The sequence below is a fragment of the Trinickia sp. Z7 genome (genome assembly GCF_056498045.1).
In genome coordinates this window covers 195,755-218,889 of record NZ_JAUEQW010000006.1, presented here as the reverse complement: position 1 = coordinate 218,889, position 23,135 = coordinate 195,755, and the positions used below count along the sequence as shown (strand labels likewise).

Below are 23,135 nucleotides of genomic sequence, written 5' to 3'. Positions count from 1 at the left end.
ATATGACAGGCGGATGTCGTTCAGCATTCGAGATTCGGAATCAACCGTTGCATTCATGTCGCACCGAAGGATCGCTATGTCCGACCCCAGAGTTTCCGGTGGCGCCCCGCGGGGCGTGCCGCCCGACCATGCAGGACAACCGCCGGAGCGCGCTGCGCAGCCGCCCGCAGGCCGCCCGACCAGTCAGGCAGCAGGGCAATTCGGGCCGAGCATCCCGCCACGACCGGCACATGCCCCAACGGCGGGCATAAGGCAGCCGCAGCCGGGCAGGCTTCGGCAACTCATGCATTTCTTGAGCAACTCGAGGCAGCCCTCGGGGCATCCTTCCCAGCATGGAAACGTAGCGCCCGGCCAACCTCCACAGCAAGCGCCGGTGAGCTACGGCCAGCCGTACCCCAACGGCGGCCCGGGGCAGGCGCAGCCCTACGCGCAGCCCTACCAGGCGACGACGCAACCCGGTCGTGCGCGCGGCTACGTGCGACCGGTGCTGATCGGCGGGGCAATCGCCTCGGCAATGCCGACGCTCGAGTTGTTTGCCGCCTTATCGAGCGGCGCTGGCGGGCTCGGAGCGAGCACGGTGCTGGGAATCGGCATTCCGGTCATCTTGCGCTCGTTCGTGTTCGGCGCCGGCATCGGTGCGGGGGTGAAAGCGGTTCGGCAACACCTGCGAAAACGCGCACAGCAGCAACCCGTCGCTTGGCAAGGGCAACAACCCGGGCAGCAGACGTACCACGGGCAGCAATCGGGGCAGCAGATGTACCCGACGCAGCAATCCGGGCAGCAAATGTACCCGATGCAGCAACCCGGGCAGCAGATGTACCCGATGCAGCAACCCGGCAACATGCCTGCGCCAGGTTACGGCCCGCCGCCGCAACTGCCCGGCGGGTATCAGCAAGGCTATCCCGCCTATGCGGGACCGCCGCAGCAAGGGCCGGTTAGGACGCCACAAGCGTGGCCCCAGCAAGGCGGTGGCCCTGCTACGCCGCAACCGCCCATGACCGGGCGGCCCATGGGGACGTTCGGCCCGCCGCACCCGAGCTATGGCGCGCCGGGGCAGCATCCGGCAGCACAAGCGCCAACCGGCGCCTTCGGGCCGCCGCCGGCAGGCTACGGCGCGCCTGCGAGGCCGGCGCCGGCGCAAGCGCAAGCGCAGCAAGCGAGCGCGGCCTCATCGCCGCCTGTGCCGCCGCAGCCATCCGATGCCCGCGCCCGGCAACCGGCGCCGCCCGCCGGGCGTGCGTACCCCAACAATACGGCGGGCGCGCAGACCGCCGAGCAAGTGTTGGAAAGGTTCGCACCGGAACGGAGAATGGAGGTCTTCAACCAGATGCTGCAGGGGCTGCGCAATTATCCGGTCGTGCGCGAACGCGCGCCGGGATTCGCGAATCTCGCGCAAGCGATCCCGCAGCTCTCGCACGACGCTCGCACGCCGAGTGGCCGTGTCGATGAACAGCTAATCGCTTTCCGGAAGCTGCATGCCGAAGAAAGGAACTTGTCCAACCGCGGCGCGGAGGCGCTTCACGCTGCGCTGCGCGAGGTATTCGGTTCGCTGACGGCCGGGGCGCAAGCCGCATTCTTGCGTGACAACCAAGATACCGACTTCGCCACGCCAAAGACCGTTTGAGCCCGAGGCCGGCGCGCTGCGGCGCCCGACCGATTTTCCTTCCACACCGCTCGATCCCGAATCGGCGCGGGATTGTCCCGCTACTCGGAGGCAAGCGCGCTCGTCGACCGCGCAGATGCGTGCGCCTCGTTCACCGCGCTTTCTCGTTGTTGCGGCAGCATTCCCCAGCGCCGCAAAATAGCGGCGATCTGGCGCGCGTATTCGTCGCGCAGTGCGGGCGTGGCGGAATGATAGGCGCCTACCGCCGCCCAGGTGTTGCCGTATTTGTTGATTTGCCGGCGCAGTTGCCACGCCGCGATATAAATGTTCTTGCAGGGCGACATCAACGCCTCTCTGTCGATGCCATATTGCGCCAGCGTAGCCAAGTGAATGGTGTTGATCTGCATCACGCCGTAGTCGATCGAGCCGTTTGCATTGACATGCTTGGCGTCGGGACGATTACGCGATTCCTGCCATGCGATCGCTCGCAGTATCAGCGGGTTGACGTGTTGATACGCAGCCGCATCGTCGAAGCAGTTGCCATACGCGAGCGATGCCGCGCCCATGCCCCAGACTCCGATCAGGCAGGCGAACCCGGCACGAGAGAGAAAAAGCGCACGCCCCCTGGAGACGGCAAAGCCCTTGCGGCGAGAGGCTTCGTGCGCTGAAGGTGAAGATGAGACGCTCATTGAAGTCTGAATAGGCGCATGAGGCCGTCATTGTTTTGATGCGCCATTGTGCGTCCAGCGCCGCGGCTGCACGGCTTCATGAGCGAAGTTCGAACGATGAAAACGAACGCGAGCACGACCGCTCGATTCTCAGCGATCTCGACCTATTGCTCGCACAGCTTCACGCGATAGCGAAGCGCTGAGTGCACAGACGAAGTAGCAGCATCGAAGCGCATGAGGCACCCAGTAAGATTGGTCATCTTGACTAAGCGGCTCGACCGGCGCGCGTGCACGCGGCGTCGCTCTCCGCACAACAGTGGCCGGGCAGCCGGACGGGGGACTTGTCATGCAGCGTAAACATCACGATATCGCGACCGGCGCGGCGAGCCGATTCAGCCGGGCCGCCGGCAAGGCCGGTCGTCGCACGGCCATCGCGGCGCACGGCCTATCGATCACCTTGCTCATCGTCGCGACCGGCTGTGCCGCGCCGCCCTCGCCTCCAGTCAATAGCGACTTGCCGGAAGGACTACGCGCGTACCCGGGCGCCATATTGGCCGATGTATTGAGCGCGCGCGGCGAAGCCGTCTATGAATGCAATCGCAGCGGCAACGATCTGTCCTGGGCGTATCGAGGCGTCGAATCGCCGCTCTTCGATTCAGCCGGAAAGCGTATCGGAACAGCCGCGCCAGGCGGGTATTTCATGGCCGACGACGGAAGCTACGCCGTCACTCGGGTGGACGCCAAGGCGTCGATGGGCCAGCAGGACTTGCCCTGGGCGCGACTCGTTTCGCGTTTCAATGCAGGCGAACAGGCAGGCGCGGGGCGATTCGCTCGCACGCAGTTGATCCAACGCGTCAACACAAAGGGGGGCGTGGCGCCCGAGGGGACCTGCCCCGCCGAAGGCGCCATGCTCTACGCGCCCTATCGCGCCACGTACCTCATCTATCGAGCGCCGGCCGGCGCAAACGCGGCAAGCTCCGAATCCGGTGCGGACACCAGCGCAGTGCAGAGCGCCTCGGTGTCCGGCAAGACGCTCCCCCTGCCCGCGCGCTGAGCGTGAGCCGCGGCGACGTAGCCAGCGAGACTGCGCCGGACTATGTCCAACGCCCTTCGTCGTCGACCGCCTCGAGCACGGGGAACGGCACGCTCAAGTTCGCGAAATCGTGATCTCCGGTCGCGCTCGTTCGGGTATTGAGCGAGATGCCGATGTTCAGCCCGGGGCTGCGCGTCGCGCTGTTACGCTCTCTGATCGACAGCTTGCGCGGCACCCACGCCTTCGGATTGCCGAGGATGTCGCCGCGCCGCGCTTCGACGAACGCATCCACTTCCGGATCGTGGCCGCTTTGCTGCGCAAGCGCCGTCAGCATATCGATCGAAGCGGCCGGGTCGCGAAGCAATCTCAACCCGTATTTGTACGCATGATTGAACTGGCGATTATGGCGCACGGTCGCTATGTACTCCTGCACGCGTGCGCGGGCGAGCGACAACGGGTCGGCCAGCGCCTCGGACTTGCTCGCTGCGCCCTGTGCCTGCGACTCATGATTTGCCGCCAGCATGCGCGCGAGATGAGCACCCGCTCCCTCGATCGTCTCCGCGTATCGCGTCGCGCTGAGCTCTTCTCGCTCGAGCGTGGTCGCTCGATAGTTCAGCTTGTCGTTTTCGATCGACAGCGTCAGTTTGGCGGTGCCGCCATTGTCGGCGAGTCCGACCGTCGCGACCAAGGCGTCCAGAGAAAGCAATCCCACGCTGCTGCGCCCGTTCGCATCGAGCGAATGCGAGAATCCCGGGGCAACACCGCCGCGCCACTGCAGGAGGTTGCCCGCCCCAACATACCGCTGCTCGATCCGATGGCGACCGCTTTGCTCGGTCATGCCGCCTTCCTGCCGTGACTTTTCCCAGCCCATCCCCATGGAAGGGCCCGCGCTGACGCCAAAGAGCTTTGCCGTTTTGCCCGATTTCGGATCGCGCGCCGACAGGGGGCCGAAACTCAAGAGCTTGGCGCTCGCAGTCGCATCGACCGTGACGCCCCGCTTGGAAGTCCTAGCACGCGTGTCCGTCCAACCGATCGAGACGTCGGGATGGTCGAGCCCCAGCTCCGCGAGCCGATTGAACGAGCCGTTGGCCCCGTCGTCGCGCGGCTGCGTGGCTTCGTTCAAGAAATGCTCCACGACATCCCAAAAGATCGCTCGGGTCGCCTTGTCGTCGAATCCGCTGCCGTCGGGCTTGAGCCGATGAGGCACGCGCACCGTGACGCCCGAGGCCTCCGTCAACTCCTGAGAGTGCAAGGTGACGTTGGTGGCAAGCCCCACGCGCAGATTCGTCAATGCCATTTCGACGTCATAGCCGACGAGCACGCCGGCACCCACTTGCCGTTGCGACGTCCTTGCCCTGCCGACGAACATTTCGAAACCGTGCGTGCCATGCGCAAATTCGACCACCGTTTCGCGGGAGCGCGACGCGCGCAACGTGAGTCGCGGGGAAATGGGAAGCACGCCCGCATGCGTCATCGCGTTCAAACCGCTCGTGCTCACGCGTTGACTACCGCCGTCCGCCAATCGCAAACGCGCACTGGAGGGCAAATTTTCTATCATCTCTTTGAGCATCGTGCGCACGTCATCGAGGCGTTCGGTCTCGAGCGTCGCACCGATCTGCCCGCCGAATTCCCCGAACAGCTCTTCGGCGGCCGCGCGCACCAAGGACCTCGCCGGGAGCGTCGGGCCACTCGGGCGAGCCAGCGAGCGCAGGTTATCGAGCGACTTCCAGAACAGCGAGTCGTCGGGCACACGGGCGACCTTGCCCCATAGCGCGAGCCGCTCCGGTGTATAGGCTCGTTTGGCAACCGTCTTGAACGGCTTGGTCTTGGCCAGTTGCTGCGGCGTCATCGTGGCCCAGCATGCCGTGGCGCGCCGCAAGTCGGCCAAGACCTCCGGAGGTGCGCCTTTTACCTTGTCCAGTTCGGCGCACATCTGTTGTGCACGGCGCGCCACCGCGACGATAGCGTCTTCGTCCATACGTTCGTGCGCGAAGCCGCCTCGCTCGAGCCACGTATGCAACGCGGCCAGCTCGACCAGCGAATGTTTCGGTCGCGCATGCGTGAGCACCGCTGTGCTTTGCATCGCCGGATTCGACGTCAACGCCGAGAGGCTCTCGCGCAGCCCCTGCCTATAGAGTTCCCGCTCCTGCATCGCCGTCTTTCTGGTCGCGCCTTGCGTCCCGAGCCGCAATGCGGACAGGGGCGATCCCTCTCGGCCACGAAATAAGCGCGGCAGCAGCGTTTTCCATCTGCTTTCGCCAACGCGCGGAATGGTCTTCAGCACGAACTTGTTCAGACGCTCGCGAACCTTCGACAGCTCGGTGCCGCGTCCGTCTTCGGTGAACGACTGCTGCCACGCAAAGAGCGCTCCTTTTTGATCCGGCGTCAGCGCATCGCGCCCCCGTTCCAGCCGAGCCGCAGCGGCGTCGAAGGCGCGCCTCGCCAAAGCGTGCGGCCCGCGTTCATCGAACCCGAGCGGACCGCGGCCGATCTTGGCTCGCAACGAGACCGTGCCAGGCGCGCCATCGTGCACGCCGAGCGCGGGCGCCTCCCGCGGCAATGGATCGAGCACGTCGGCGCTCTCGAGCAGCGTCTTGAACGCCGCCCGGTGCGCATCGTCCTTGAATGGCGCGGATGCCGAGGTGCGCAATGCATCGAGTATTCCGAAGCCTTCGGTCGAACGCGCGAGCAGGCGCACCGTCAGCCAGGCCTCGCGGTCGGTTTCATTCGAGGACACGCAAGTGTGAGGCGTGTCGAAATCGAGCGAGCCGATGCGCGCGAGCGCACTCTGCGCTGTTGCTGCATGCGTTATGCCCGCCTGCCGCAACGCTAGCGCCAGCAGCGCGCCGCGCATGGCTGCTGCAGCTTCGGTCCTGGGCGGCAGATTGCTGCGCGAAGCCACCTCGTGTGCCGTGCGCGCCAGCAGGCTCGCTTGCGCGCCATAATGCGACCGGTCATCGAATAGCTGCCGCACATAGGCTCGCAGCGCATCTGGGTTCGTGATCGTATCGAGCGCCGTGCCGACGAACAACGCGGCCGGATACCCGCCGGATGCCGTGCGAGCGCTCGGGCGTCCGATCACCTGCGAGACGAGTTGGGCGGTATCGATTCGCGGCGTGTTTCCGGCCGCCTCCACGAATGGGGCGTTTGCCTCGCCGAGCTTGCCGCTGTGAACGAAACGCGTCGAACCCGAGCTTTGACCGTGCTTGGTGTGCTGGTAGAACGCCGTGCTCACATCGACCCTGCGCGCGCCAAGCTCATGCCTCGCACGCGATAGCGTCCGCTTCATCTTTTCAAGTGCTCCATGAGGGATCACCGGCTGCGGCGCGCCGGGTGCGCAAGGCTGCGAACCCGCGTTCGACGATGCGGGGGTTGCCCCCCCGGATACCCCGGCCGATTGCACATCAGGCTGCTTTTCGCCGGCGGTTCTGCGCGGCGAGACTTTGCGCCAGTTGAAATCGGGCATGACGGCATGGCGTAGTGGAACCGGGTCGCACTATGCGGGCCGAATGTGACACGCCGCTTCATCGGCCATGTCGCGGCGCGAAGCGGTGGACTGGCGAACGAAATGGAGCTAGCGCCGTTCTCGTAGGGACCCACGCTTTCCGCCCCCATAACTTACGTTTCCTGCCCTCCGAAACAGCGCCTAAAACGAGGAGAACTTCGTTTCACCAACGACCCCTTCGCATGAACGAGCGCATCGGCGGTGGCCTTATAGTCTTATAGCGACACTGCTTTCACATCAACCCATTTTCACCGTTTCACGCAAACACGGCTTTAAACCCAACAATCGATCGACGGCTTATAGCGCGCCACCCGATCAAGCAATCTTTTTAACGAATATCGAACATGAATATCGAGGGATCGACGTACGATCGTCGCGGTCTATTAGCGCATCTCGAGCAAAAATTCAAAATAGACTGGAATGGAATCCATGGCATCAATCACTGGCTTCGCGTGCATTGCTTCGGCACGCAAATCGGTATGCGTAGCGGTGCGGATTTGCTCGTCGTCGAATTGTTCGCCTATCTACACGACTGCTGCCGAATCGCCGAACGACTCGATCCATTGCACGGAGAAAGAGGGGCGGAATTCGCCTATCGATTGAACGGCACGTTTTACACCTTGTCCGAGCTGCAGCTCGATCAGTTATGCACCGCGATTCGCTTTCACAGCGATGGCTGGATACATTCGGATCCGACTATTCAGTCGTGTTGGGATGGAGATCGTCTTGATTTAGGTCGAGTCGGCATACAACCTCATCCTGATTTTATATCGGAACATGCAAAGCGTTTTATCGACGATACATCGACTGTAATCGCCGATATTCAATAGAATCTTTCCAATTCAAGCTGACGATCGAAGCTCTCCATCAGGGCGCTCGATCAACCCAATTCGTGCGTCTCTCTCAACGCATGAATACTCGGTCTAGTAGGCCATTTTTCTCATTACTCCTTTCATCAACAGGGAACTCGATATGACGATCACCGCTCCCGGTATCACGTCTATTTCGCCTATCTCCACGGGCACGCCCGCTACGAAACCGAACGCCGATCGAAAGGCGGCCATGCAGCCGGGCCAAGCGACTCAAGCTCCGGTACTCAGCCAAAACCTTGCAATGTTGGCCATGTTGCGCAAACAGGGGGGCGCTGTGGACCGGCAAGACGCTGCGTGGGAACCGCCGCGCAGCGGAAGCGCAAGCGGCCTGTAGCGGCCTCGAGGCAAGCACGGCGTTCGTGTTTGCCTCGCCGTTCCGGCAGCCGAATGTCCCATGGTTCGGTGCGAGCGCTTGCGATGCCCTCCCGTAGGCGCTTCGGACCGGACCCGATGTGTGCCTGAACATTTCCCGATCCGTATGTTCGAAAAACCATCCGTCCTGTATCACGGCAGCCCCTACCTTTTCGACGAGGCGATGCCCTCATTTCCGACGCCGACCACCGATCCGCAATGCTGCAAGGGCGTGTATGCATCGGATGACCGGCGAATCGGCCTTGCTTTTGCCTTGAGATGCCGCGCCACGAAGCCCGGCGCATTCCAGCGGCCGAGGTGTTGGCGCAAGCAGAACGTGGTTTTCGTTGCCGTGAGCGACGACACGATCGATTGGGACGCAGCAGGCTTTTTGTACCACATGCCGCCCGCCACCTTCTCGTCCGAGAACGGGTGGGAATGGCTCTCGACGACGAAAGTCGCCCCAATCCACCGTGAGACCGTCAAGACCGGCGAGTTCTTGAGGTTCGTCTCGCGATGCGCGCACGAAACCATCTACGAAGTGAGCGAACACGCTTGTGACCCGGCAGCTTGACCCGCCATCGATCGATCATCGTCATTCTTTTCCGCGAGCTCAATCCCTATGGACCACCCCCGAATCGATATCCGTGAAAACAATATTGTCTTGCCGGACGGTCATCGGACTCGCGTGCTGACTTACAAGAAGCCACGCGGGGCGGCGCCGCAGGTCGTCGTGCTCGAAGGCTTCCTGACGCACGCCGAATGCGACGAGTTGATCCAGCTCGCACGAAACAGGCTGAGCCCCGCCGAAGTCGTCAGCTCGAAAACGGGCGACGCCTTCGTGTCACCGGCGCGCGTTGCCGATATGGTGGCCTTCGACGGCGCCGAATACGACTTGACCCGGCGAATCGAAGCGCGAATCGAAGCGCTGACGCAATGGCCCGTCGATCGTTTCCAGGATGTTCAAATCATCCGCTACGGCATTGGCGGGCAATACAAGCCGCACCACGATTGCTACAACCCCGACATGCCCGCGTTCGAGAAGATCCTCGAGATCAACGGACAGCGTCTCGCGACGTTTCTGATGTACCTGAACGACTGCCCTAGTTCGGGCGCCACCGCGTTTCCACGTCTGGACGGCATGTTCGTCTGCCCGCAAAAAGGCAATGCGCTTTTCTTCCGCTATCCCCCGAACGCCGATGGCAAGCCCGATACCAGTTGCCTGCACGCCGCCGGCCCCGTTCTCGAAGGAGAGAAATGGATCGCGACGACGTGGCTCTGCGAGCGCCAATCCCCCACCTCGACGCCAATCAAGTTTTGACATCGCCCGACATCATGGACACCACCTACCCCTGGATCAGCATCGAGCAAAACATCTTGACCTGCCCCGACGGACACCGCGTCAAGCTGCACGCGTATTCGATTTCGCCGGAGCTTGCCCCTCAAATCGTCGTATTGGGCGGCTTGTTGTCGGAGACGGAGTGCGATGAATTGGTTTCGCTATCGGGCGCGCGGCTGCAACCCGCGATGGCTGATGATGTCAGCTCATCGACATCGCTCCATCGTCGCGCAGAAACGGTCGAACACGCGCACTTCGCTCGCGCCGAGAGCGACTCGATCGCGAAGATCGAGGCACGCATCGCGGCGCTGTCGCAGTGGCCCGTCGGCGATGCCTACGGGTTGCGCGTCACGCGTTACCGCGAGGGCCGCGACCTCGCGATGTATCGCGGCGCCGTCGATCTGCAGGATACGGAGCACGACGCCGATGCACGACACGCCGGACGGCCGATTGCCACCGTCCTCATGTGTCTCACCGATTGCCCAAGCGCAGGTGAAATTTCGTTTGCGCAAACGGGTCTCTCCGTCTGCGCGCACAAAGGCAATGCAGTGTTTTTCAACTATCCCGATGTGGGAGAGACGGCCGACGGCCGCGGCACGCTCGGCGGGTTGACGATTGCGGCCGGCGAAACTTGGATCGCCACGAAGTGGTTGGCGCGAAAGCAACATGAATGGCGCGGGTGACGGGGGTGACTGCGTCGATGAAGACACGCGCCGCTTGGGTGCCATGCGCCAATCGTCGAAGGGCCGAATACGTGGAAAGCGAGACTAGAAGCATGCATTCACCACACGCGACCTATCCCTCGATCGAGCTACGCGAAAGCGCGGTGCGCTTCCCGGACGGCAGCGCTCCTCGGATCCTCGCTCATCGCGCGTTCGCGCCTGCATCCTCACAAATGGTTCTCCTGGAAGGCTTTCTGAGCCATGCCGAATGCGACGCGTTGATCGAGCTATCGAGCGGCACGCTCGAATCCGCACGGGTCGTCAGCGCGGTAACAGGTGAAGGATCGTTCACGACTGCACGCATCGGACATGTCGGCCTGCTTTTCGGGGCCGAGCACGATTTGATCGCGCGTATTGAACGGCGGATCGAGGCGCTAACACGCTGGCCTCGTTCGCACTTTCAGCCCATGCAACTGTCGTACTATGGAGTAGGCGACGGATTCAAGCTGCATCACGATTACTTCGACCCGGCTATCCCGGCCTATCACGACGCTTTGAAACGGCGCGGCCAACGCCTGGCCACGCTCATCGTGTATTTGAACGATTGCGAGGGCTCGGGGAACACGGTGTTTCCGCTGCTCGACGGCTTGTTCGTCACGCCGCAAAAAGGAAATGCGCTGTTTTTCAGCTATCCGGGAACGGCTACCGAGCCGGATCGACGCTTCGTGCACGGTTCCACGCCGGTATCGGCCGGCCACAAATGGATCGCAACGACGTGGTTGTGCGCTCGGCCCCAAGTTCGCGAGCGGCGAGTGCAATCGCACCGCGACTGATCGGCCATTGCGGTCCGAGCAGGCCGCTTGCGCCGGGGCCGCCGGGCGGCCTACGAACCTACCCTCGAAAGAAACAAATTGGGCAGCGCGTCGAGTCCAGCGTGCTTCACCTCGTGAATCACGCCGCCTCGTTTTCTAGCCGCTTGCGCCACCCCATTTTTGGCGTGGTACGCAACGCCGACATCCGCCTCGCTCAACATCGGCACATCGTTCGAACCATCACCCACCGCCGCAGCCATCGCGCCCGCCGGTCGCCTCGCGCGCACTTGATCGGCCTTGGCCAGCGCATCGAACACCTCGCCGATCACGCGCCCGGTCAGCACCTCGCCATCGGTTTCGAGCACGTTGGCAGCTTGAAAATCGAGGCCCAGATCCGCCTTCAATGGCTCCGTGAAATGGGTGAAACCGCCCGAAAGCACGCCCACCTCTGCCCCGACGCCCTTGAACGCAGCAATCATTTCGCGCGCGCCTGGGCTCAACTCGACGTGTTCGCGATAGACCTCCCGCAATTCGGAAACGGGAAAGCCCTCTAGAAGCGCCACGCGTTCACGCAAGCTTTCGGCAAAATCGATCTCCCCATTCATCGCCCGCGTCGTGATCGCCTCGATCTGCTTGCCGATGTCGCGCCCGGTCACGCCGCGCGCGTCGAGAATCGACTGCCATTTGCGCGCGATGGCGTCGATGCATTCGCCCAAAATGAGCGTCGAGTCCATATCCGATGCGACGAGCCCGATGCGATCGATGCTGCGCCAGCCAGGAACCACCGCGATGTCCACACCGTGGCGCTCGGCGAGCGCCTGCAATCGCATCGCGCGCTCCGGCGCCACGCGTCCAACGTCGTGCAGGCGATAGGCATCGCCCGTCGCAAGCGGCAGGCGCACGGTGGAACCGGCCGGCTGCATCAAACGGATGAATTCGTCCAACACATGGTCGGGCAGATACGGCGCTTGCACGACGAGGTGGTTCAAGCGGTCTTCGACCACCGTGGCGGACGCACGCACGGGCGCACTGCGACGCTTCGTGCCCAACATTGCCAACGCGGCCAACTCATTCGATGGCTCGCGCCTGCGCGAGGAAACGCCCTCGCGCGCAAGTTCGCCCTGCGACGTCGACGGTTTGCCCGACGGTAGCTTCGAGGACGCGTCACCGCGCGATTGGACGTTTAGGGATGGTCTGCGCATACCGGAATGGAGTGGAGTGAGTTGGTCGAAGCAAGAGCGGAATCGCCGCGGTGCGGCGACGCAAAGTGTAAGAGCGCGCCGCCTCCGCCCGAACCATGAGATTCGTAGTAAGCGGCGAATCCGTCGGGACATGAGCATGAAACACTACTGAACGACGCAGTTCCCCGGCCGACATCCGCGCGACTATAGTCGAAAGCCACGAAACGTCGCGCGACCACGCGCCGTGCCGCACCTATGATGGAGGACTTCATGACACAACCCGAAACGCGCAAGCGCTCGCCCAAAGGAAGCGACCCACTGGGCACCCGACAAGCGATCGACTTCATCGAAGTCGCCGATTGCCAGCTCGTCGTCGGTAAGAACGCGGTGCGTCGCGGCGAACCGAACGGCCGCGACCGGGTTTCCGAAATCGCAACCGACCTCGCCAACGCCCATTCCGCGCACGAGCGCCAACAGTTGCTACGCATCGCGCTGCGCACGATAGGCTTCGATTGGTTCTGCTACTGTCGGCTCGTGCGGCTCGGCGAAATGGTCAACCGCGCCCGCTACTTCGATCTATGCTCGCCGCCAGGCTGGGCGCAGCGCTATGTCGATCAGCGTTACTTCGACCTCGATCCGCGGATGGCCTTCGCGTGTCGCCACAACGGCCCCCTCGTTTGGGACCACGACACGCTCGCGGCCGACGGCGCAATCGCGGTGGGCGAATCGGGCGAGCGGATGCGCCGCTTTCTCGACGATGCGGATGCCTGCGGCACGCGCAGCGGCATCGCGTTCGGGCTCGTCGATCCGGCCAGTCTCGAGCACAGCGTCATGATCTTCAGCTCGGTCAACCGCACGAGCGAATGGATCGACGATCGCGTAGTCGGCCAAGCCTATGCGCTCGGCCTCGGCGTGCATGCATTCTTGGCCGAGCAAATGGCTTCGATGGCGCAAACGCCCACCCTTTCCGATCTGCAGCGGCGCATCCTCAATTTCACCGCGACCGGTCTGAGCGACCGCGAAATCGCTCAGCAGTTGAATATGTCGCGTAGCAATGTCGACTATCACATGCGCCAAATCCGCAAGAAATACGGCGTACTCAATCGTGTGCAGCTCGCGTACCTCGCGGGCAGGCTGCTCGTCGTCTGAAGCTCATCCGTGGCCATGCCGCCGCGCCGATCTCAGGCACGGATGGGACTCGCGTTTTCATGGCCGCGCAAATCGATCCATTGAACCTGGGGATAGGCTTGGCGAGCATAGTCGCGCAAAATGCTCGGGAAGCGCGCGGCGTCCAACAACAAGCTCCATCGCAGCGATAGCGACACTGCTACTAGGCCGCACTCTGCACTCTCGCCGGTGACCGAGCTGTCGGTCAGCACGACCGCGCGAATCGGCGTTTCGCGGCCCGGGCGCAAGAAAGGGGACACCATCCCGGGCGCCATTTCGAAGCAAGCCATCGGGTCGAGCTTTCGAGGATTGACGTGCGCCTTCTTGGCGGCCGCCCTAGTCAGGCCTAGACGCTCGGCTAAATCCCTGAGCAGCGTGCGCGAGAGTACGGCGTCGCCGATCGCCGTGCATAGAGCGAACCTGCCGTCCAGCTCGATCGTCACCGTCTTTTGCACACGGGCAGGCGCAACGATGCTGTCTTTCTCGGCGGCCGTCAACGAAGGGCGATGCGCGCGAAAGTAGGGCTCGGCGCCGTGCGCGCGGCAAATGTCGCACAGCAGCTCGACGCTTTCGTGCGGCAAGGTGACGTCGCCCAATAGCGCCGGACCGTCGAGCCGCGACGGCAATCGCTCGGCAAGTAAACCTGCGCTCGAATACGCCGGTGTGACGGACTGAGCGACGAGCTCGCGCTGATGCCGCTGCGGTTCGCAATCGATGGGGCCATGCACGTGAAACGCTCCTCGTCATCGCACGATCGGGCCAATCGTGGCCGCGCGCCCGCTTTGGTCCGTGCAACGCGCCGAGCGGCGTCGCTTGCGTCCAGGTTCGTGCGGGCGCAGGTTCGCATGAGCGCCAAGCATAGCGTGCCTGGTAACGCACAGCGCGACGCACACGAACCCATTGCCGACTATGCGAACAATGCTTCGCTCGATGGCGCCACTCCCAGCGTTGCGCGCAAGAGGTCGATGCGCTAGCCGAGTACCGGCGCGAAGCCGCCGCTGACCTCGATCGGGTGACCGGTAGCGCATCGCGCTTGCCCCGCAGCGAATCGGTGCGCTCTCATCCGATTGGCTTCGCATCCCGACATGTCGATCGAGGCGCCGGTGATACCCTGATGTCTTTGCCGGGCCCCGATTCCAGCGCAATCATGGCACTGCGCGTCCAGCGCGCGTGCTGCGCTTCGCCTGCCTTCCGGATGGCTTCAAAAACACCAGTAGGCGGGTCTTACCTGCCCCCGCGCTCGCACGAGGCATCTCTTACCGAGGGCGGTCGATTGCCTCGAAAGTGCGAGCGGAAACCCGAACTTTCGTAGTGATGCCCGGTTAGCGCACGCAAATCCATAGGGCGACTACTGCTTCGCTGCTGGCGCGAACGCGGCCGCCGCTGGAATACTGTTCCCTTTCACGTTCGGCATGCGGGGGCATGCTTTTCCCGGAGCAAGAAATATGAAGCGGTATGGCACGAGCGACACGAATACCGATGTTTCGAACTTCCAGGTTTTCGGCGACGCCGATCTCGACGGCGCGACCGATGCAATCCCCGACTGCGACGCGCCCGGTGGTCAGCGGCTTGCCGGCATCGGCCACGAGCTGGCGAAAGCGGACAACGCCCAAGCACGCCAGGCATTGCTGCGCCCGGCACTGCGCGCGGCCGGTTTCGATACGCTGTGCTACATGCGCGTCTCGCGCATCGGCGACACGATCAACCGGCTCGCCTACTTCGACGCATTTTCCCCGACCGGCTGGGCGCAACGCTACTTGTGCGAGCGCTTCTATGAAATCGATGCGCGGCTCGCCTATTCGTCGCGCCACGAATGGCCGATGCTATGGGACTTGTCGACGCTCGCCACCGCGGCGCCGGTTGCCGGCGGGGGCGCTCAGGCCATCGGCGGGTCGGCTCCGTCCGCCCCGAACCACACGGCGGCCGTGGCGCGCACGGCGCGCTTCGCGGCGGCCGCGCGTGAGGCCGGCATGGTGTCGGGGGTATCGTTCGGCCTGGGCACCCCCGATGCGCTCGACAAGTGCGTCGTCATCTTCTCAAGCGCGGCAGCCACGAAGGCGAGACTGCCCGACATGGCGATAGGCCATGCGTACGCGCTGGCGGTAGGCTTGCACGAGTTCCTCGCGCTGCGAGCGCCGCAACTTCATCGCCCGACGTACTCGATCGAATTGAGCGACATCCAGCGCGCGATTCTGGAATTCGTCACGCACGGTCTGAACGACAAGGACATTGCCGAACGTATCGGCACATCGCATCACAACGTCGACTATTACGTGCGCCAACTCAAGAAGCTCTACCGCGCAACCAATCGCGTGCAACTCGCTTATATCGCTGGATGCGTGCTCGGCGCGTCCGGCGCACGCAGCGACGCCAATTTGTAGCGCTCGCCCAAGCGCAGGACCGTGCGCGACGAAGCGAACCTTCCCAAACGCGGCCGCATCACGACTGTCTCCATCCCCAGCGCGCCGCGAGATAGGCAAGCTGCGCGCGGTTCTCCACATTGAAGGCCTTTTGCAGCGTCTTCACGTGATGCGTGATGCGGTGCAACGAAGATGACATTTGCACGGCAATTTCGTGATCGGACGCGCCCTTCACGAGCCGTTCCAATACATCGGCCTGCTCATTCGTCAACGTGACGATCCGCGCGCGCCGCGCCCGGTCGTCGATATACGGCTGCATCAGGCGGCTCACCGTCAGGCTCGCCGCCAGTACGCCGCCCATCACCCGATCGTCGATCCACCGCGTATCGACCGCTTCCGAGGTCAAGCTGAGGGCAACACGCAAATCGGCGCGCGGCGCCGGCAGGCCTAAAATCAGTCCGCTGTGCATGCCGTGTGCACGCAATGTCGATAAAAGGCTGCGCACTCGCGGTTCGCCGGAATTGGAGCGCTCCTCCAATTGATCCAGATGCCAAGTGACGGGCAGACCGCTTTCACGTAGCGAATTAAGCCGGGGATCGGTTTCATACAGCCGATTCTTCAAATAAGCCGTGGTAAATGACATGTCTCCCAGCTCGCGCATCGTATAGGCACGCAGTATGCGCCGGCCGACCGTTTCCAACGCCATATACGAGAGCGACGAAAAGCCCGCCTGCCGCAAGCGCTCGCGGCATTCGCGCAAGTGCGCCTCGTGCGCCCCCAAGTCGATCCCGGGATCGATTTCGCGCAGATACGCGAGCGCATCGGCTTGCGAAAACCATACGAGCGCCGGAAATTCGTCGTCTATTGTCATCAAAAGAGAACCTCTCCCGCCGGTATCGTTTTTTACGTTTATTATTACGCGATGTTACGCGCGCCCATACGGTTCGATCAAACCATGCGTCGCGCCGCGGCATGACTCTCGATCGGAGGCTGACCGATGCATTACCCTGCATTGCGCAAAGACGACTCGGCGCTTGCGCCACTCGCGCAGACGTGTGGTTCCGAACCGGCAACGGGCGCTCGCGTCCGGCCGATCGAGGTGGTCTGGTGCAACGACCCTCGCCAGTTCGGTGCGCCGGCCCGCCATGCGCCGCGGCTCGGCGTCGCCGCCGCGCTGGCCGCGGCGCAGAACGCGTGCGAGCGTGGTCGCATGGTGAGCGGCCTGCTCCATCTGATCGGCTTTTCCACCTTCGCTTACTTCGGGCTCGAGGTCGTGCGCGACCGCATCGAACGCCTGTTCTTGCACGAAGCCTTCACGCCCGGCACCTACCGCGGAGAATACGTGCGCGAACGCTATCACGAGGTCGACCCCCGCACTCGCGCGGCCCGGCGTGGAAGCCTACCGCTCGTGTGGGATTTACAACAGTTGCGGACACAACCATCCGGCGCGCAGCACGACGACGGCACGCAGGAAGGCTTGGAGAGCTTCATCCGGACGATGAGGGAAGACGGCATGCGCAGCGGCCTCATGTTCGCCATGTCGATTCCCGGTACGCGGCTGCACGCGTTCATGAGTTTCACCGGGCAACACCGCAGCCGCGACTGGATTTCGTCGACCATCTTGGAACAGGCGCTTTCTATCGGCATGTCGGTCCATACGATTGCGTCGCAGCAATTGATTGCAGCCGCAAGCGACCGCACCTCCGGCGGCTTGACCGAATTCGAGCGGGAGTTGTTGCTCGGCATCGCCGAGGGGGCCTCCGACAAGGAGATCGGGCGCCGCCTGCAGACGAGCGCGCACAACGTCGACTATCACTTGCGCAAGCTGCGCAAGCGTTTTGGCGTAGTCAACCGCACGGAGTTGACTTACCTCACGTCGAAGCTGGAGCTGATCTAGCGCTGGCGCCCGTTCGCCTCGCGCACGACGCAGGTCGAGATTAGGGCCCGCGCTCGGATCGCAACGGGCTTGCGGCCCATCAGGCACAAGCGTTGCTGGAGGACCCTCGCAGCCGGCAGCGTCATAGCGCCCGCCGAATCAGAAGGAGCCTCGCCATGCGCCACGACGACGAACAATCGCCGCACACCGCCCCGTTGGAGACGGTGCCCGACTCATCGAGCCCTGCGTACGCGAATCGCCATCCCCTCACCCGCGCATTCGACAGCTTCGCCAGCGCGGTGACACGGTGGGCCGGCTCGCCCATCGCGTTCACGCTCGCCGTCTCGGCCATTGTGATTTGGGGCCTGTGCGGGCCCTTCTTTCATTATTCCGACGCTTGGCAACTGATCATCAACACGAGCACGACCATCATCACCTTCTTGATGGTGTTCGTCATCCAGCAAAGCCAGAACAAGGACAGCGTCGCCGTTCACCTGAAACTGAACGAACTGATTGCCGCGTATCGGACCGCCAACAACCAATTGATCGGCATCGAAGACGCATCGGAAGAGGACTTGCGCCGGATCGCCAATGCGTACTTGGAACTGGCCAAGAAGGCCGCGACGACGAAGGCCGATCGCGAGACGATCGACAAATCGGTAAGCGAAGCGAAAGCCGCCCCGAGCGGCGAGCACGAACACAACCTCGATGCAGCGCCGCAGGATAAGGTCGACCCGACAGGCGACCCTCGGAAATAGACGATGCGAGCGCGTCAGCGCCCCGGCTCGCGCGGCGGCGTAGGAAAATGCACGCCCGCGCGTTGCGCCGCCGCGGTGATGTGCGCCTCGATGCTGCGCCCAGCCGCTTCTGCGTCGCGCGCCTTGAGCGCGTCGACGATCGCTCGATGTTCCCGATAAGTCGACTGCAGCAGGTCGCGCCGGTAGAACGGCAGGCGTTGGCTTTCCTGCATGATTTCGCCGCTGCTGCGCAAAATCGCCTCGATGGCGCCGTTGCCGGCCATCGAGACGATGGACATATGGAACGCAAAATCGAGTTCGGCCGCCGCATCGAGATCGCCTTCGGCCAGCGCGTCGTGCAAGCGCGCCATATTCGATTCGAGCGTTGCGATCACCTCGTCGGTCATCGCGAGCGCCGCCATCCGCGCGGCAAAACCCTCCAAGGCGTAACGAACCTGGTAGGTATCGGGCAGCGATGACTGTTCGGCATAACGCCAAGCCTGGCCGCCGAGCGCCTGCGCACTTTGCACATAGACGCCTTTGCCCGCCCGTATCGTCAACATGCCTAGCGCTTCGAGCGTCGATAAGGCCTCTCTTAACGCCGCCCGGCTGATGTCGAGTTCTTCCGACAATTGCCGCTGGGCCGGCAATACGCTGCCCACGGGATACTCGCCGCGCTCGATCCGCCCGCGAATGGTCGCGGTTGCCGCTTCCGTCACCGTCTGTGTGCTACTTCTCATCGTGCAGAAGAATCGTCTGGTCGGACCAGCATTGTAACGCCCGTGCAATGGGTCATCCGCCCGCAGCGCTTGGCTTTCCGGCACGCACGGGGTAAACCACGAGCCCAACGGTGCTTGACGCAACTATATCGGCTTCCTAATCTTCGTCATAACGCGTCTGGTCTTACCAGTTAGACCAGATGAATACCCGCCACCGTCATTGGAGGAAGCCGTGCTCAGATTCATCAATTCGCTATTCGGCCGCGTGATGGTTGCGCTCATCGTCGGTATCGTCCTCGGTGCGCTGTTTCCGCACTTTGCGCAGTCGCTACGGCCGTTCGGCGACGGCTTCCTCAAACTGATCAAGATGGTGGTCGCCCCCATCGTGTTCTGCGTAGTGGTGAGCGGCATTGCCGGCGCCGGTAATTTGAAGAAAGTCGGCCGCGTCGGCGGCAAAGCCATCGTCTACTTCGAATTCATGACGTCCATTGCGCTCATGATCGGCGCGGTATTGGCCATGGTCGTCAAGCCCGGTGCGGGCATGAACGTGGACGTGCATACGCTCGACGCCCAAGCGTTGGCGACCTATTCAGAGCACGCGAAGAGCCTCAAGGACGTCGGCGCCTTTCTGTTGAAGATCATTCCCGACACGATCTTCGATGCGTTCGCCAAAGGCGACATCCTGCAAGTGCTGGTGTTCGCCGTGCTGTTCGGCGCGGCCCTGTCGCTGCTGGGCGAGAAGGCGAAGCGCGTGAACACGCTGATCGACGAATTCGCGCAAGTGTTCTTTCGCGTGATGGGCTTCATCATCAAGCTCGCGCCGCTCGGCGTGCTCGGCGCGATCGCGTTCACCACGGGCACGTACGGCGTCGCCTCGCTCAAGCAACTCGGCCTGCTCGTCCTGATCTTCTACGCGAGTTGCGCGCTGTTCGTCGCCATCGTGCTCGGCGCCGTCATGCGCCTGTCCGGTTTCAGCCTGCTCAAGCTCTTGCGTTATCTGCGGGAAGAACTCGTGATCGTGTTCGGCACGGCCTCCTCCGACGCGGTGCTGCCGCAAGTGATGCGCAAGCTCGAATGGATGGGCGTCAAAGATTCGACCGTGGGCCTCGTCATCCCGACCGGTTACTCATTCAATCTGGACGGCTTCTCGATCTACCTGACCCTCGCCGTTCTGTTCATCGCTCAAGCCACGAATACGCCGCTGTCGATGCACGACTTGATCGTCGTCATCTTGGTTTCGCTCGTGACATCGAAGGGCGCGCACGGCATCCCCGGCTCGGCCATCGTAATTCTGGCGGCTACGCTCTCGGCCATCCCCGCCATTCCGGTGCTCGGCCTCGTATTGATCCTGCCGGTCGATTGGTTTGTCGGGATCGCTCGCGCCGTGACGAATTTGATCGGCAACTGCGTGGCGACCGTCGTGGTGGCCGCTTGGGAACGAGACATCGACCACGTACGCGCGCACCACGTGTTGGATCGAACGCCCGGCTTCGATTTCGTGCCCGAAACGGCGGCGCCGCACACAGACGGCCCCATTGCGGGCGCGGCCGCGATCTGACCGATAGCCTCGTTTGCTTCCCGCCGGCCTCGCCCGGCGGCTGCATGGGGACCCCACCGCCTTTTCGACGAGCGAGGCTGCCCCGCCTCGTCTCGCCAGCATGCTTAGCACTCCCAATCGAACATCATGGCCATTCCGACTCTCGACCCTCACGCCCCCGACTTCACGCGCCGCTGCCTGAACTTGGCGGACCCGCGCTTAGGCGCCAAAGCGCTCGCGGCAAGCGACGAATTCTTCGCGCCGAAAGAGCGCATGCTCGACCCGCAGCCGGCCGTGTTCATTCCCGGCAAGTACGACGATCACGGCAAATGGATGGACGGCTGGGAGACGCGCCGCAAACGCACGACGGGCCAGGACTGGTGTGTCGTCAAACTGGCCCGCCACGGCACGATCGAAGGCGTCGATATCGATACGAGCCACTTCACGGGCAATTACCCGCCCGCGGCATCGATCGAAGCGTGCGCCGCCGCGGACGAGCTGCCGCCCGATGATGCCCGATGGCACACGCTCGTGCCGCCCACGGCGTTGCAAGGCAATCAACACCATTACTTCGGCGTGTGCGATACCGGCGCGTTCACGCATATCCGCATCACACTGTTCCCCGACGGGGGCGTCGCACGCTTGCGCGTGTACGGCAGGCCTGCGCTCGATGCCGGCCGCGGGGAGGAGGCTTCCCGCAACGCTGAACTCGTGGACTTCGCGGCCGCGCTCAACGGCGCGCATGTCGTCGCTGCAAACAATCAGCATTTCGGCCTTGCATCGAACATGCTCATGCCCGGCCGCGGCGCCAACATGGGCGACGGATGGGAAACCCGGCGACGCCGCGAACCGGGCAACGATTGGGCCATCGTCGCCCTGGCGCAACCGGGCACGATTAGAAAGATCGAAGTCGATACTGCCTTCTTCAAAGGCAACTACCCCGATCGCTGCTCGTTACAGGCCGCCTATGTGAAGGGCGGCACCGACGAGTCGCTGATCACGCAGTCGATGTTCTGGCCCGTGCTGCTGCCCGAGCAACCGTTGCGAATGGATGCGCAACACTTCTACGAACGGGAACTCGCCGCACTGGGCGCCGTCACGCATGTGCGCTTCAATATCTTCCCCGACGGGGGCGTCTCGCGCCTTCGGTTGTGGGGCGAGCCCGCATGAGGCGCGAACCGATGAGCCGCGCCCTTCTCGTCGAACCGCTCACGCCCGCGGCTTTTGCGCCCTTCGGCGACGTCATTGCGCTGAACGGTGCGCGCCGCTTCCCGATCAACGGCGGCACGACCGAGCGCTTTCACGACCTCGCGAAGATCGATGTCGCCGAAGCCGGGGGGCGGCCCCTCGTCAACGTCTTTCGCGGGCAACCGCGCGCGCTGCCGTTCGAGGTGACGATGATGGAGCGCCACCCGCTCGGCAGCCAGGCCTTCATTCCGCTGGGCGAGAACCTGCGTTACTTGGTTGTCGTCGCCCCGTCCGGCCGATTCGACGAGCAGCGCATGCGCGCTTTCAGCGTGCAAGGGCGCATGGGCGTGAACTATGCGCGCGGAGTTTGGCATCACCCGTTGATCGCGCTCGATGCGGCGAGCGATTTCATCGTCATCGACCGCGGCGGCGACGGAGCGAACTGCGACGAGGTCACGCTCGCGCAACCGTGCCGCCTGTCGTTCGAAGAAGCGATGACCTAGCGAGCGGCTGCGGCGCACCTGCCCTCGCCTCAACGGATTCGCGATTGCCGGTAAAATGGCCGGCATGGACAAGTGCCGTTATTGCGGAAAAATTCGCGACGAATGGGAGTGCCATGGGCAGGAATGCCGCACAGCGATCGCCACGGCGCTGCGCCGGCAACGCTTGGGCCTGCCGATGGTGCCCAATGTCATCCGCAACGAAGTGCCCGCGGGCGCGAGCACGAGCGAAGTGATTGCCGTGCTGTCGCGTCAGCGGTTGCGCGCACGGCGCGCGAACGAAGAGCGGCGAGAGCGCCGAGAGGCGGACGGTTACGAGGACGAGTCATAACGCGCCCACGAGCCGGTAGCCGACACCGGTCTCCGTCATGATGTATTCGGGCTGCGCAGGATCGCGCTCGAGCTTCTGTCGCAAGTGCCCCATGTAGATGCGCAAATAGTGCGCGCTTTCCACACGAGACGGCCCCCATACTTCATGCAGCAATTGACGGTGCGTCAGGACCCGGCCCGCGTGACGCGCCAGCGCAACGAGCAAGCGATATTCGATTGGCGTCAGATGCACGGGCTGCCCCTCGCGCCTCACGATCCGCATTTCGAAATCTATTTCCACCACCCCAAACTGCAGCTTCGACGATTCGTTCGAACCGGCGCGATTGTGCCGGCGCAACTGCGCGCGAATACGCGCCATCAGTTCCGGCACGCCGAAGGGCTTGGTCAGATAGTCGTCGGCGCCCGCATCGAGCGCAGCCACTTTCTCTTGTTCGCGCGTGCGCGCAGATAAGACGATGATCGGCACCGACGACCAATCGCGCAATTGACCGATGACGTCCGCTCCGTCCATGTCGGGCAAGCCGAGATCGACGATGACCAAATCGGGCCTAGCGCTGGCTGCCAGCGAAAGGCCGCGGCGCCCCGACTCGGCCTCCAGCACACGCATGTGCTCGGTCTCGAGCGATGCCTGCACGAAGCGGCGAATCGGTTTGTCGTCCTCGATGAGAACGACGGTAATCGTGGATTCGGACATC

Annotated in this window: 22 protein-coding genes; 15 read left to right on the top strand and 7 right to left on the bottom strand. The window is 63.3% G+C overall.

The annotated features are described in order from the left end of the window. Positions 1–373: 373 nt before the first annotated feature. The gene (locus tag QQS38_RS13400; protein WP_479645853.1) at positions 374–1,624 is read left to right on the top strand and encodes a hypothetical protein; all 1,251 of its coding nucleotides are present in this window, start codon (positions 374–376) and stop codon (positions 1,622–1,624) included. 80 nt (positions 1,625–1,704) lie between these two features. Here QQS38_RS13400 and QQS38_RS13395 read toward each other — a convergent pair whose 3' ends face one another. Further along, complete coding sequence (locus tag QQS38_RS13395; RefSeq protein WP_479645852.1) at positions 1,705–2,169, bottom strand: lytic transglycosylase domain-containing protein; 465 nt, start codon at positions 2,167–2,169, stop codon at positions 1,705–1,707. Between the two features lie 448 nt (positions 2,170–2,617). Between QQS38_RS13395 and QQS38_RS13390 the strand changes: the two genes are divergently transcribed. Further along, positions 2,618–3,325: a DUF3455 domain-containing protein gene (locus tag QQS38_RS13390; protein ID WP_479645851.1), complete on the top strand. Its 708-nt coding sequence runs from the start codon at positions 2,618–2,620 to the stop codon at positions 3,323–3,325. A gap of 40 nt (positions 3,326–3,365) precedes the next feature. On the opposite strand, the gene QQS38_RS13385 is transcribed toward QQS38_RS13390, so the two are convergent. Beyond that, positions 3,366–6,593: an autotransporter gene (locus tag QQS38_RS13385; RefSeq protein ID WP_479645850.1), complete on the bottom strand. Its 3,228-nt coding sequence runs from the start codon at positions 6,591–6,593 to the stop codon at positions 3,366–3,368. A 560-nt stretch (positions 6,594–7,153) separates the two neighbouring features. On the opposite strand from QQS38_RS13385, the gene QQS38_RS13380 reads away from it, so the two are divergent. From QQS38_RS13380 to QQS38_RS13360, 5 genes are all read left to right on the top strand, one after another. Further along, entirely contained in the window at positions 7,154–7,639 is a 486-nt protein-coding gene (locus QQS38_RS13380) for an HD domain-containing protein (protein ID WP_479645849.1), read from the top strand. Between the two features lie 520 nt (positions 7,640–8,159). Then, complete coding sequence (locus QQS38_RS13375) at positions 8,160–8,606, top strand: hypothetical protein (RefSeq protein ID WP_479645848.1); 447 nt, start codon at positions 8,160–8,162, stop codon at positions 8,604–8,606. 48 nt (positions 8,607–8,654) lie between these two features. Further along, positions 8,655–9,353, top strand: coding sequence for a 2OG-Fe(II) oxygenase (locus QQS38_RS13370; RefSeq protein WP_479645847.1), 699 nt, complete (start codon positions 8,655–8,657; stop codon positions 9,351–9,353). Positions 9,354–9,367: 14 nt separating this feature from the next. Next, on the top strand, positions 9,368–10,054 hold the full coding sequence (locus QQS38_RS13365) for a prolyl 4-hydroxylase family protein (RefSeq protein WP_479645846.1): 687 nt from the start codon (positions 9,368–9,370) through the stop codon (positions 10,052–10,054). A gap of 92 nt (positions 10,055–10,146) precedes the next feature. Further along, complete coding sequence (locus QQS38_RS13360) at positions 10,147–10,866, top strand: 2OG-Fe(II) oxygenase (RefSeq protein ID WP_479645845.1); 720 nt, start codon at positions 10,147–10,149, stop codon at positions 10,864–10,866. A gap of 50 nt (positions 10,867–10,916) precedes the next feature. Here the strand turns inward: QQS38_RS13360 and serB are convergent, their stop codons facing one another. Next, positions 10,917–11,897 carry a phosphoserine phosphatase SerB gene (gene serB, locus QQS38_RS13355; RefSeq protein ID WP_479645844.1) on the bottom strand — a complete coding sequence of 327 codons (981 nt, stop codon included), beginning with the start codon at positions 11,895–11,897 and terminating at the stop codon, positions 10,917–10,919. A gap of 399 nt (positions 11,898–12,296) precedes the next feature. Between serB and QQS38_RS13350 the strand changes: the two genes are divergently transcribed. After that, complete coding sequence (locus QQS38_RS13350) at positions 12,297–13,175, top strand: helix-turn-helix transcriptional regulator (RefSeq protein ID WP_479645843.1); 879 nt, start codon at positions 12,297–12,299, stop codon at positions 13,173–13,175. 32 nt (positions 13,176–13,207) lie between these two features. Here QQS38_RS13350 and QQS38_RS13345 read toward each other — a convergent pair whose 3' ends face one another. Next, positions 13,208–13,921 (bottom strand): hypothetical protein, encoded by a 714-nt coding sequence (locus QQS38_RS13345; protein ID WP_479645842.1) that lies wholly within the window; start codon positions 13,919–13,921, stop codon positions 13,208–13,210. Positions 13,922–14,638: 717 nt separating this feature from the next. Between QQS38_RS13345 and QQS38_RS13340 the strand changes: the two genes are divergently transcribed. Next, positions 14,639–15,574, top strand: coding sequence for an autoinducer binding domain-containing protein (locus QQS38_RS13340; protein WP_479645841.1), 936 nt, complete (start codon positions 14,639–14,641; stop codon positions 15,572–15,574). A 58-nt stretch (positions 15,575–15,632) separates the two neighbouring features. Here the strand turns inward: QQS38_RS13340 and QQS38_RS13335 are convergent, their stop codons facing one another. Next, positions 15,633–16,424, bottom strand: coding sequence for a helix-turn-helix transcriptional regulator (locus QQS38_RS13335; protein ID WP_479645840.1), 792 nt, complete (start codon positions 16,422–16,424; stop codon positions 15,633–15,635). 126 nt (positions 16,425–16,550) lie between these two features. Between QQS38_RS13335 and QQS38_RS13330 the strand changes: the two genes are divergently transcribed. Next, positions 16,551–17,450, top strand: coding sequence for a LuxR family transcriptional regulator (locus QQS38_RS13330; RefSeq protein WP_479645839.1), 900 nt, complete (start codon positions 16,551–16,553; stop codon positions 17,448–17,450). A 155-nt stretch (positions 17,451–17,605) separates the two neighbouring features. Next, entirely contained in the window at positions 17,606–18,187 is a 582-nt protein-coding gene (locus QQS38_RS13325) for a low affinity iron permease family protein (protein WP_479645838.1), read from the top strand. A 14-nt stretch (positions 18,188–18,201) separates the two neighbouring features. Here the strand turns inward: QQS38_RS13325 and QQS38_RS13320 are convergent, their stop codons facing one another. After that, entirely contained in the window at positions 18,202–18,906 is a 705-nt protein-coding gene (locus QQS38_RS13320; protein WP_479645837.1) for a FadR/GntR family transcriptional regulator, read from the bottom strand. 211 nt (positions 18,907–19,117) lie between these two features. Between QQS38_RS13320 and QQS38_RS13315 the strand changes: the two genes are divergently transcribed. The 4 genes from QQS38_RS13315 to QQS38_RS13300 all read left to right on the top strand — a co-directional run bounded on the left by QQS38_RS13315 (position 19,118) and on the right by QQS38_RS13300 (position 22,441). After that, positions 19,118–20,443: a C4-dicarboxylate transporter DctA gene (locus QQS38_RS13315; protein ID WP_479645836.1), complete on the top strand. Its 1,326-nt coding sequence runs from the start codon at positions 19,118–19,120 to the stop codon at positions 20,441–20,443. Positions 20,444–20,569: 126 nt separating this feature from the next. Continuing rightward, entirely contained in the window at positions 20,570–21,592 is a 1,023-nt protein-coding gene (gene alc / locus QQS38_RS13310) for an allantoicase (RefSeq protein ID WP_479645835.1), read from the top strand. Positions 21,593–21,603: 11 nt separating this feature from the next. Beyond that, positions 21,604–22,113, top strand: a complete 510-nt coding sequence (locus QQS38_RS13305) for an ureidoglycolate lyase (RefSeq protein WP_479645834.1) — start codon at positions 21,604–21,606, stop codon at positions 22,111–22,113. A 64-nt stretch (positions 22,114–22,177) separates the two neighbouring features. Further along, positions 22,178–22,441, top strand: coding sequence for a hypothetical protein (locus QQS38_RS13300; protein WP_277430631.1), 264 nt, complete (start codon positions 22,178–22,180; stop codon positions 22,439–22,441). On the opposite strand, the gene QQS38_RS13295 is transcribed toward QQS38_RS13300, so the two are convergent. After that, positions 22,436–23,134 carry a response regulator gene (locus QQS38_RS13295; RefSeq protein WP_479645833.1) on the bottom strand — a complete coding sequence of 233 codons (699 nt, stop codon included), beginning with the start codon at positions 23,132–23,134 and terminating at the stop codon, positions 22,436–22,438. The genes QQS38_RS13300 and QQS38_RS13295 overlap by 6 nt on opposite strands. Between the last annotated feature and the right edge of the window lies 1 nt (position 23,135).

Bases quoted from the DNA above. Each gene is read 5' to 3' on its own strand.
- QQS38_RS13360 (WP_479645845.1), top strand. From the start codon at position 10,147: ATGCATTCACCACACGCGACCTATCCCTCGATCGAGCTACGCGAAAGC.
- QQS38_RS13365 (WP_479645846.1), top strand. From the start codon at position 9,368: ATGGACACCACCTACCCCTGGATCAGCATCGAGCAAAACATCTTGACC.
- QQS38_RS13395 (WP_479645852.1), bottom strand. From the start codon at position 2,169: ATGGGCGCGGCATCGCTCGCGTATGGCAACTGCTTCGACGATGCGGCT.
- QQS38_RS13350 (WP_479645843.1), top strand. From the start codon at position 12,297: ATGACACAACCCGAAACGCGCAAGCGCTCGCCCAAAGGAAGCGACCCA.
- QQS38_RS13340 (WP_479645841.1), top strand. From the start codon at position 14,639: ATGAAGCGGTATGGCACGAGCGACACGAATACCGATGTTTCGAACTTC.
- QQS38_RS13325 (WP_479645838.1), top strand. From the start codon at position 17,606: ATGCGCCACGACGACGAACAATCGCCGCACACCGCCCCGTTGGAGACG.
- QQS38_RS13385 (WP_479645850.1), bottom strand. From the start codon at position 6,593: ATGAAGCGGACGCTATCGCGTGCGAGGCATGAGCTTGGCGCGCGCAGG.
- QQS38_RS13370 (WP_479645847.1), top strand. From the start codon at position 8,655: ATGGACCACCCCCGAATCGATATCCGTGAAAACAATATTGTCTTGCCG.
- QQS38_RS13375 (WP_479645848.1), top strand. From the start codon at position 8,160: ATGTTCGAAAAACCATCCGTCCTGTATCACGGCAGCCCCTACCTTTTC.
- QQS38_RS13295 (WP_479645833.1), bottom strand. From the start codon at position 23,134: ATGTCCGAATCCACGATTACCGTCGTTCTCATCGAGGACGACAAACCG.
- QQS38_RS13380 (WP_479645849.1), top strand. From the start codon at position 7,154: ATGAATATCGAGGGATCGACGTACGATCGTCGCGGTCTATTAGCGCAT.
- QQS38_RS13320 (WP_479645837.1), bottom strand. From the start codon at position 18,906: ATGAGAAGTAGCACACAGACGGTGACGGAAGCGGCAACCGCGACCATT.
- QQS38_RS13300 (WP_277430631.1), top strand. From the start codon at position 22,178: ATGGACAAGTGCCGTTATTGCGGAAAAATTCGCGACGAATGGGAGTGC.
- QQS38_RS13335 (WP_479645840.1), bottom strand. From the start codon at position 16,424: ATGACAATAGACGACGAATTTCCGGCGCTCGTATGGTTTTCGCAAGCC.
- serB (WP_479645844.1), bottom strand. From the start codon at position 11,897: ATGTTGGGCACGAAGCGTCGCAGTGCGCCCGTGCGTGCGTCCGCCACG.
- QQS38_RS13305 (WP_479645834.1), top strand. From the start codon at position 21,604: ATGAGCCGCGCCCTTCTCGTCGAACCGCTCACGCCCGCGGCTTTTGCG.
- alc (WP_479645835.1), top strand. From the start codon at position 20,570: ATGGCCATTCCGACTCTCGACCCTCACGCCCCCGACTTCACGCGCCGC.
- QQS38_RS13330 (WP_479645839.1), top strand. From the start codon at position 16,551: ATGCATTACCCTGCATTGCGCAAAGACGACTCGGCGCTTGCGCCACTC.
- QQS38_RS13390 (WP_479645851.1), top strand. From the start codon at position 2,618: ATGCAGCGTAAACATCACGATATCGCGACCGGCGCGGCGAGCCGATTC.